This window comes from Streptomyces sp. NPDC107454, assembly GCF_055582885.1.
This window is the reverse complement of the sequence record NZ_JBVJPA010000048.1, coordinates 1-9,072: the sequence shown is the minus strand read 5'-3', so window position 1 is coordinate 9,072 and position 9,072 is coordinate 1. Positions and strand designations below refer to the sequence as shown.

The following is a 9,072-nucleotide window of genomic DNA, read 5'->3' as shown; positions in this document are numbered from 1 at the left end:
TCGCCGCCGAGAGCTCGTAGTCAAAGACAACCGTCCACGACATCATGTTGCTGGTCAGCAGCGTGATTCAGAGACTGAAGTCGAGATAAGCGCGGAGAGACGCGGATCGGTGAACGTCTTCGTCCACCCGCTGAAACTTTCGTTCGAAGCGATGGCGACGCTGTTCTTCTCCTCGCGCTCGGTCAGAACCTGAAACAGCAGCTCAGCGCCCCTGCGGTCAAGCTCCATGTAGCCGAGTTCATCGATCTATGCGGATATCGGCATAGATCGACAAGCTCGGCTATCTTGAACTGGGCCGCCGGGGCGCCGAAATGCTCTTCCAGGCCCTCGCAGAGCGTGAGGAGGAGAGCAGCATCGCGATCGCCTCCAACGAGGCTTTCACGAAAGCGCACTTGTTTCGGCGAACCCGTGTCAGGTGCTGCGTGAGCAGGGAGAGCATACGGTGGCCCGGGCCGCCCTCCACGCGGAGCGCGTCCGCGGCGAGCACACTCCCACCGAGGGGCCCGTGCGATGACGACTCCGCAGTCCGTGCGCACGCCGGCCGACGCCGAGGTTCCAGGCAACCTCGCCGCCCAGCTCGCCGGGCTGGCGGAGCGGCGCGGGTGGGCCGGGCGGGCCGTCTTCGACCAGGGTCACCGGACCTGGACCTACGGCGAGGTGCACCCGCTCGCGGCCTGCGTCGCTACCGTGCTCGCCGGTCACGGGGTGCGGCCTGGTGAGCGGGTGGTGCTGGCGCTGCCCGACGGAATCGCGTGGGTGACGGCGTTCCTCGCGACCGCCCGGCTCGGCGCCGTCGCGGTGCTGGTCAATCCCGAACTCCCGTCGGCCGACCAGTCGTTCATGGCTGCGGACGCCGAGGCCGTGTTCAGCGAGCGGGTGAGCACCGCATCGCTGGAGTGGAGAGCGGCCGAGAGGCTGCGGTGCAGCTCTTTCGGAAGAGTTCCGGCTTCGAGATGGCAGGCCCGGATCAAGTCCTTGCATCCGTGTGCCTGGCTGTCCGTTGCGAGCATGAGGAACAGAGGGTGCGCCAGGACTTCGCGGGCCGCGTATCCATCGCGGGCTTCCGTAATGCGTCGGACCAGGTCGTTGACGAGGCTGCCGGCTCCGGGATGGTCGGTGGATGCGATCGCATCGAGGGCGGTGAGGCCAAGGCGGATGTCGAAGACGGTCAGGCCCGGCTTCGCCTCGTGGTTCAGGTAGGTGGTCACGAGGCCTGTCAGGTAGCTGTCGGTGTCCTGTCCGGCGTCGCGGCGGCACAGTGTGGTCAGGCAGGTGGTGACAGCCTGTTCCCACGGCTTGCCGGGAGCCGTGCTGGTGAGCAGTTCCGCAGCATGTGCTGTGTCGCCGGTGGTGAGGGCCGCGACTACGGCGACTTGGCGTCCGTCGAGCATCCGTGTGCCCACGCCCCGGTGTTGTTTGATATGGGCGAGGGCCTCACGCCAGCGTCCGGTGGTGGTGAGGGTGCGTGTGCCGTCGGCGAGGAGGACGCGCCACAGCCACGCGTGGACTTCCCGCCGGTCCTCGGCAGTGCGGGTGAGGTCGGCCGGCACGGTGATGCCCTCGAAGGCAGCGGTGTGGCCGGTGCCGACGGCTTCGTACAGGCCCAGCAGTCGCTGGCGGCCGTCGTCGGTGTGGCCGGCGCGGATCTGCAGGCGGGCGAGGTACCTCCACCTCGCGGTGGGCACCGGACAGCCAGTCGGGCCCGGTGAGGGTAAGACTCCCCATCGCCGAGGGCGGCAGGACCACTTCCTCCGGCCGCCCGAACCCCAGGCTGGCCCGGACGGCGTCGGCGAGCTCCGGGGCCAGGTCCCCCGCCCCGGTCAGGGTGATCTGGATGGGGGAGACCTCGTGGGCCCGTGGGTGCTTGCCGCGCAAGACATGCACCACCGCATCCGTCTGCCGGGCGAAGTCCACCGTCCAGTGGTCGTCCAGGCCGTCGACCTGCCGGCCCCGCGCCCCCACCCGGGCGCCGATGTCGGCGAGACTGCCCATCAGCAGTGCCCGCTCCTGGTTGTAGACCTTCGCTGCCTCGAACAGCTGGTCGCGGTTGAAGGACGCCTCCAGATCCGCGTGCACCGCCAGCCGGTCGTCCAGCTCCGCCCGGTCCATCACCCGCACCCGCACCGTGCGCCCGGCAGGCAGAGCATTCACGTACGCCCGCTAGGCTGCGGTCAGCGTGCAGGGCACCACCAGGATCCATTCCCAGGGGGCCTGGAGCATGGCCCACTCGAACGATACCTTGATCGCCGAGCGACGGCCCTTGAACGACGCGGCGGGGAAACCGTCCGGGTAGTACTTCAGCTGGAAGATCCGCACCCGCGGCCCGCTGGTGACCTTGATGTCGATGCCGTCGTCCCCGCCGCGTCCGTTGACCGCCTCCACCGTCGCCGTGGCGTTGTACATGCGGTGCACCAGGGCCTCGACGATCCGGTCGAACCGGGGCTGCCCAATGCGCTCCCACTCAACAGCCACAGTCGTCCCTCTGCCGCGCGGATCACACTCACGCCATCTTCCCACCCGGCACTGACAACGCCCGGGTGCTGGACGCTGTCAGAGCACAGCGCGAAGCCCCCGCCTCCGTCCACGGACCACACCGAGCTTCTGGGATGAGTCCGTGCTGGATGCGCTGAAGCGGACGTCGTGAGCAGGCTGTTCAGGCGTGGGCGCCTGGGCGAGGAATTTCTGTCAATGGTCGATGTCGTCGAAAAGGCTGCGCTGTTCCGGGACGGGCTGGGTGCTTTGCGAGGTCTCTCGTCGGTAGGGAGGAGGATCGGGAGCCCAGGCGCGGTGGGCTGAGTCCGGATCCTCGCGGATCTGTTGGTAGATGTCGCGTGCCTGATCGAACTCACCGGCTGTGTCATCGTCGAGCCGTCGCTCGAAGGCTTGGCTGTACCAGAACAGCGCGTCGTCGACGGGGTCGTTGTCTGGGTCGCCGTCGAATTCCGAGGCCCAGTCATCTACGCGCCGTTCGAGGCGGGGAACGAGCTCTTGGCGTACGTGCTCGAACAGGCTCTCGCGTTCCTCGTCGCTGAGGAGGACGTGCCACGCCTCTTTCTGCCAGTCGTGGTGCTCGATCCATGAGGCGTCGGGTGCCGTGACGGCCAGGTCTGTCATGTGTGCGATTGCCTCCTGCCGGATCTCTTCGGGGAGCAGGCCGGCACGGTGGAGGCGGGCCAGCACCCGTGTGCGGAGATCGTCTTTGGCCGGTGCGTCGAAGTCCAGGAGCAGCGCGTGAAGTTCGGGATCTTCTGCGATGTAGGCGCGTAGGAAGCCGTCGCTGCTGTCCCGCGACAAGTAGGAGAGGATTCTTTGCCGACGCTCGTACTCCTCCCGCCACTCTATGTCGGGGCTGCGGCGATGTCGGCGCAGCGCGGAGATCCGCTGGGCCGTGGCCTGATACAGAGGTGGCGGAATGCGCAGGAGAGTGCCCTGGCGCTGTTCGCTGCCGGGGGGCAGGCAGTCCGTGCGGGAGAGCAGGGCCCGGTCGGTCATGCCGGTCAGGACGATGGGCAGCAAGTGGGCCTGGGTGGTCAGCCAGGCGGCGAAACCTTCCCGGAGAGTGGGGTGGTGGAATGACCAGTACGCCTGCCCGTCAAGGGCGGTCGCCTCGGTGAGGAAGGTACCGGTGAGCGTTGCCATGGCCCGGCTGGTGGCGCCGGGCGCGGCGCCAGCCCGTTCGATGATGTCGCGTTGGACCGGATCAAGGGCGACGGGGCTGGGCAGCCCCTTGTCCTGACCTGTGGCGTACACGAGAGCGAGAGCTGCGTGGGCGTCCACGTCCAGCTGGTCATAGACATCGATCAGGAGCTGCCGAGGCTGGGCCATGAAGGACGTGATGCTCTCGCGGGTCTGGGACAGTCCGGTGGTGAAGGCCTGGAGTCCGAGACGGCGGGCGGCTTCGGGGCGGAATGGCTTGGCGTCGGCTGCGGACTCGAGGTGCGGCTTCATCTGGCTGAGCACGTTTGTCGGCTGATCGCCCGCGGCGAGATGGTTGTAGAGGATCTGCTGCCGCTCCGCGCGGGCGAGGTCGGCGACGTCGACGGTGACCTGCTGCTCGTGCAGCAGGGGGTAGGCATACGGCTTGAGCAAGGGCCGGGCCTCGTTGTAGATGTAGTTGCGGGAGGTCAGCACGACCCGGGCCCCGTTCTTCACGGCGCTCATCACGTGCGGCAGGTCCCGCGCCCAGGCGTGGGTGAGGATCTCCTCATGACGGACCGCGCCGAAGGCGTCATCGAGCCAAAAGAACTGATCTTTCTCGTGAGGGTTCCAGCGCTGCACCAGCTCGTCGGAGGTCCGCGGCTTGATGGCCACGCACCCCCAGTTGTCGGCGGCGCTGATGGCGAGCATCAGGGCGATGACGGATTTGCCCACGGCCGGGTCGCCGAGCAGCAGCACGAAGCCGTGGTCGCGCAGGGCGCGGGCGGCCTTGCGGTAGGCGTTGGTGACGACGAACGTGGAAACCTGCTCCGGCGCAGACTTCATCAGCACCAGAGCCTGGGTGTAGGCGCGTTCGTCGAGGATCTGCGACAGATCACCGAGCCCATAGACACGAGGGACGAACATCCGCAGCCCTCGATGCGAGGCGATCATGTCGCTCAGCCACTGCCCGTCCAGGACCAGGGGATGCGCCACTCCGCAGGCACCCAGTCGCCGCCGGATCTCTTCCTCGGACTGGCCGCTGACCCGGGCGTTCGTCAGCAGCACATAGGTCGCGCACACCCCGCGCTCGACCAAGGCGCGGACCTTGGTGAACTCGTCCTCGAGTTCCGACGGGGCGAGTGTGGCATCCGCCTTCTTGGTGTGCTTGCACTGCAGCACAAAGGGGCCCGGCAGCAGATCTCGCACGCCTCCGGGCTCGTCCGGCGGCTGCCAGGTGCCGTAGAAGGCGCCGTCCCTGCCCCCGTCGTTGGAGTCCGCGAACGCCTGCACCGACTGCCCCCACACCTCCCGCAGCACAGCCGCGCACAGGTCCTGAAAGGCACGCCAGCCCAGGGTGTGCAGGGCGAAACGAGGCGACCCGGGGGCGACGGTCTCGCTCATGCTCGTCACTCGCTGTCCCTGTGGCCCTCGTCGGGTGCGTCGTCAGCCAGCGCGGTGAGCGCCTCCCACATCTCCTCGTCGTCGTAGTCCGATTCGACCAGGTCCGGAGTCAGGGTGTTGCTGTCAGGATCCAGCTCCTCGGACTGGGCCACCACCTCGACCAGGAACTTTTGTGCGGCCTCCATGAGGCCGGGATCCTGCGTCCATAGCCCGAACTCCAGGCTGCGGCGAGAGCTTTCGGTGCCATTGGCGCTCCCCAGCCACAGCCGACTGGGCCTGAACCCGATGACGTCGGCTACCGTGCCCGATCCGTCCTCGTCGTGCCACCAGAGCTCACCCAGCAGCAACATCTTGGTGTGCAGGATCGGAACGAGATGATCTCCGGCCTTGCGGTAGCCGAGGCTGCGCAGCGCGGACAGCTGGATGTCCGGTGACGCTGAGCGGGGACCCACTACCGGTGCCGCGCCGTCCTCATGGAGGCGCAGTCCCTCCAGATGAGGCAGCGCCCGAGCAGGGAAGCCGGCCGCGCCCTTCACCGCATCGGCTACCCTGCGCAGCTTCTCCCGGGAACGCGGGCCCCGTGGCTGCTTGCTGACCACTACGCACGCGGACGGGAACTCGGCGATCCGGCACAGCAGTTCAGCGTCGTCCACCCACAAGAACGCCCCGAGCATCCCGGGCCCCAGGCTGCGTGATCGCCGCTTCCGCTCCAACTCGTCCCGGAACGTGTCGATCCCATCGACGAGACCAGCGAGCACGTTCGTCCCGAACTGGGCGGACCCGCCTTCCGCTGCGACCGCCTGCACGTTGAACTGGTGAGAAAACGACAGACTCATACAACCCCTCCCGTTGCACGAGCATTATGGCGCGTTTCCCGCCCTGCCCCGTCGAGGCTCCCGATCAGGCGGGAGCATGCCGCCGTCGCACCAAACTCCTGGCAGCGGCGGTGCCACTCCCGGCGGGCCTTGCCTGACCGGCCCGGCCCACATGCGGAAAAATGGCTGGGCGGCCCGGTCCGCGCTGAATGGGTAGATCTTCGACGCAGGGTCCTGACAGGTGCTGGGACGCGCCGAGCCCGCTCAAGGCCCACCGTCCCGATACCGCGCCCGTACAGGGCGGAGGCCCCGTGACGGGTGATCTGTCACCGCGCGCCCTGGGGAAGGCGGAGGATCCAGCGTCCAGCACCCCGCGCCTTCGTGACATGGCCAGTGACTAGGGGTGGATGACCCTGGATGCCGCCGCAGCAACCCGGGCCTTGTCGTTGACATTCACTCTGTGACTAGCGAATGTGCCGTCGATCAGGACCACTTCCCCGCCTTGCCTGGCGACCTTCTTCAGGGCACGGTCCAGGCGCGGTGCCTGGGCGGCGAGCAGTCCGATCAGCTCGTCCCGCCAGCGGCGGACGGTGGACTCGGACACGTCGTTGCCGTCGGCCATGTCGGCCAGGCGCTGGTCGTGGCGCAGTACGGCCAGGACGAGCACCGCGATCTTCCCCGGCGGCAGGATCCGCCACCTGGACCGTATCGCCTTCAGATGGCGCCGGAGCAGATCGGCGAGGTGGTTGACGGTGCGCGTGGACAGCGGCAGACGGCACTGGTAGACAAACGGGCAGGAGTCCTCGGCGCGCTTTTTGGTATTCGTCACACAATTCCAACGGCCGCCGGGGGTACCCCGGTTACGACCGTGCCGAGCCGTTCCGAGTGGCGGTGCTCCTGGTCACAGGCGGGTGGTGAACCGGCCGTCGGGCAGTTTCCGCAGCCAGCCGCGATCGACGAGTCTGACCAGCCTCCCGCGCAGCGGTTCCAGCTTGGCCCGAACGCTGACGTCGACGCCCAGCGTCTCGCCGACCTGCCGGGCCATGACCGGTCCGGCGGCCTGGCGCACGGCGGCGACGATGCGCTGGTAGTCGGGCGGGAGCATGGTCTCCTCCGCGTCCGGCGTACGGTGCGGAATCAGCATCACCGCACGGCCGCCCACCTGCCCAGGTCCGAGGCCAGCCGAGGCGCGTTCGTCGGCGAGCTGCTCGCTCACCCGATCAAAGACCCGTTCGGCGACGGCGAGTTCGTCCCGCTCGGCCCGTACCTCCGCCAGCTGCTTGGCCAGCTGTTCTTCGAGTTCGTCCAGTTCCGCGCGCCGCGTGGTGATCCGTTCCAGCAGTTCGGGATCCAGCATGCGTCGGATCGTAGAAGGCCGTCCGACCGCCACGGGAAGGAACCAGCGAACCGACTGCGGCCGTTGCCCACGCGCGCTACTGCACTGAGCGTTCCAATGCACCCCGATGATCGGAAACCCACTGATAGGCCGACTGAACTTGCCTCACCGCCCCTGCGTCACGGAGCCGGGTCATGGCGACGTCACCCGCATCGGCCTGGGTCTCGATGCCCCGCCAGCACCGGTCCTGCCACCACAAGATCGTGGACACGAGACGTTGCCGGTCGGACAACTCGTAGCTGTCAACGATCAGCCTCATGCGCCGGGCTACCTTCTCAACGTCGGTGACCGAAGGGCCCAGACCGAGGTACTGCCAGCAGACATGAGCGATGTCGTGGATCCGCGCGCCCGGCGCAGCAAGGTCCCAGTCGATGAATGCCACCGGCCGAAACTCGCCACTGCACAGCTGATAGACCGTGTTCTTGGGCGACAAGTCGTTGTGACACACGACCTCTTGATCTCCGGCCAGCGGGGTGCCGGCCGTCAGGTCATGGAACTCACGCACGAGCCGGGCGGCCGTCACCAGACTCTCGTCCGATGACACAGCAGCAGGTTGTCGCAGCTCCCATGCCACGTGGCCATCGAGGTAACTGAGGACTTCACGGCCCTCGTCGTCCACACCGAGATACCGCGGAGCACCACCCCAGCCACTGGCTTCAAGCAACCTCAGCAGATCACCCACGAACTTCGCCGAGGCTGGACGGCGCACCGTGTCCCCGACACGAACGACCGCATTGACGAAACCTCCAGGCAAGGACGACTCACGCATCCATCCACCTTGCCTGATCGCCACCTTTCACGCTCATGACTTGCCCCGACGCTTGATCCGCCCCCAGGACAACTCCGCCAGATGATCTACTTCGCAGACTGCCGCCCACGACCAGCGCAAGCACCGCGACAGACGAGCACACCACCCGGGTCTGCTGCAGGGTTGGGTGACAGGGTTGACCTGCCCCACGGTTTGGGTTCCAGCTGCGGTGGCTAACTGGCTGCGTGGATGGTGTCTTGTGTGGAGAGTAGTTCGTACTCGATGGGGGTGCGGTAGCCCAGTGCTGAATGTCGTCTCTGGCGGTTGTAGAAGATCTCGATGACCCTGTTGCTCAATTCGAGGGAGTTTGCGTCGATCACTCGGTCGGAGGCAGGCGGCGGGACGGATCCTGCTGGTCAGGGGCGCGTGAATGGGGTCGCCCTACGGCAGGGGGTGGCGGCTGTGTCGATGGGGTCGGCTTCTGGCGGTGTTCCGGATGGGACGAGTGCGGTCGCACATGCTGCGTTCCCGAAGGGGTGTCTTGCGATGCGGATCCGTGACCAACTCGGTTCAGTGTTCTCGAACGAGGAGTTCCGCGAGGCGTTCGGAGACCGCGGCCGGCCTGGCATCTCGCCCGGACAGCTCGCCCTGGTAAGCGTGCTGCAATTCGTTGAGAACCTGACGGACCGACAGGCAGCGCACGCGGTGCGGGCCAGGATCGACGTGAAGTACCTGCTGGGACTGGAGCTCACCGATCCCGGCTTCGACTTCACGGTGCTGACCGGGTTCCGGCAACGGCTGCTGGACCACGGCCTGGAGGAGCGGGTGCTGGACCTGCTGCTGGAGCGCCTGGCCGGTCAGGGCCTGGTCAGCGCCGGAGGGCGGCAGCGCACCGACTCCACTCATGTGTTGGCGGCTGTCCGGCGCCTGAACCGGTTGGAGTTCATCGGCGAGACGCTTCGGGCCAGCCTGGAAGCACTGTCCGCGGCCAGTGCGCAGTGGCTCGTGAGCTGGATGGACCCGGCATGGCAGAAGCGCTACGGCACCAGGACCGATGCCTACCGGCTGCCCTC

At 67.4% G+C, this 9,072-nt stretch carries 8 protein-coding genes and 3 pseudogenes; 3 read left to right on the top strand and 8 right to left on the bottom strand.

Annotated elements, in window-relative coordinates:
- Positions 1–84: 84 nt before the first annotated feature.
- Positions 85–246 (bottom strand): annotated as a pseudogene (locus ACZ69M_RS50865) (ATP-binding protein); the annotation flags it as partial.
- A gap of 20 nt (positions 247–266) precedes the next feature.
- On the opposite strand from ACZ69M_RS50865, the pseudogene ACZ69M_RS50860 reads away from it, so the two are divergent.
- Positions 267–380 (top strand): annotated as a pseudogene (locus ACZ69M_RS50860) (ATP-binding protein); the annotation flags it as partial.
- Positions 381–510: 130 nt separating this feature from the next.
- Positions 511–807 (top strand): annotated as a pseudogene (locus tag ACZ69M_RS50855) (AMP-binding protein); the annotation flags it as partial.
- On the opposite strand, the gene ACZ69M_RS50850 reads toward ACZ69M_RS50855, so the two are convergent.
- The 7 genes from ACZ69M_RS50850 to ACZ69M_RS50820 all read right to left on the bottom strand — a co-directional run bounded on the left by ACZ69M_RS50850 (position 699) and on the right by ACZ69M_RS50820 (position 8,020).
- Positions 699–1,685: a hypothetical protein gene (locus tag ACZ69M_RS50850; protein ID WP_470060506.1), complete on the bottom strand. Its 987-nt coding sequence runs from the start codon at positions 1,683–1,685 to the stop codon at positions 699–701. The pseudogene ACZ69M_RS50855 and the gene ACZ69M_RS50850 sit on opposite strands and share 109 nt — an antisense overlap.
- Positions 1,686–2,160: 475 nt before the next feature.
- Positions 2,161–2,472 (bottom strand): hypothetical protein, encoded by a 312-nt coding sequence (locus ACZ69M_RS50845; RefSeq protein WP_470060505.1) that lies wholly within the window; start codon positions 2,470–2,472, stop codon positions 2,161–2,163.
- Between the two features lie 213 nt (positions 2,473–2,685).
- Positions 2,686–5,040: an nSTAND3 domain-containing NTPase gene (locus tag ACZ69M_RS50840; protein WP_470060504.1), complete on the bottom strand. Its 2,355-nt coding sequence runs from the start codon at positions 5,038–5,040 to the stop codon at positions 2,686–2,688.
- A gap of 5 nt (positions 5,041–5,045) precedes the next feature.
- Positions 5,046–5,876, bottom strand: a complete 831-nt coding sequence (locus ACZ69M_RS50835) for a hypothetical protein (protein WP_470060503.1) — start codon at positions 5,874–5,876, stop codon at positions 5,046–5,048.
- Positions 5,877–6,252: 376 nt separating this feature from the next.
- On the bottom strand, positions 6,253–6,684 hold the full coding sequence (locus tag ACZ69M_RS50830; protein ID WP_470060502.1) for a helix-turn-helix domain-containing protein: 432 nt from the start codon (positions 6,682–6,684) through the stop codon (positions 6,253–6,255).
- A 72-nt stretch (positions 6,685–6,756) separates the two neighbouring features.
- Positions 6,757–7,212: a hypothetical protein gene (locus ACZ69M_RS50825; RefSeq protein WP_470060501.1), complete on the bottom strand. Its 456-nt coding sequence runs from the start codon at positions 7,210–7,212 to the stop codon at positions 6,757–6,759.
- A gap of 76 nt (positions 7,213–7,288) precedes the next feature.
- On the bottom strand, positions 7,289–8,020 hold the full coding sequence (locus ACZ69M_RS50820; protein ID WP_470060500.1) for a phosphotransferase: 732 nt from the start codon (positions 8,018–8,020) through the stop codon (positions 7,289–7,291).
- Between the two features lie 525 nt (positions 8,021–8,545).
- Here ACZ69M_RS50820 and ACZ69M_RS50815 point away from each other — a divergent pair.
- Positions 8,546–9,072 (top strand): transposase (locus ACZ69M_RS50815; RefSeq protein ID WP_470060499.1); only part of this gene is annotated, 527 nt, incomplete at its 3' end.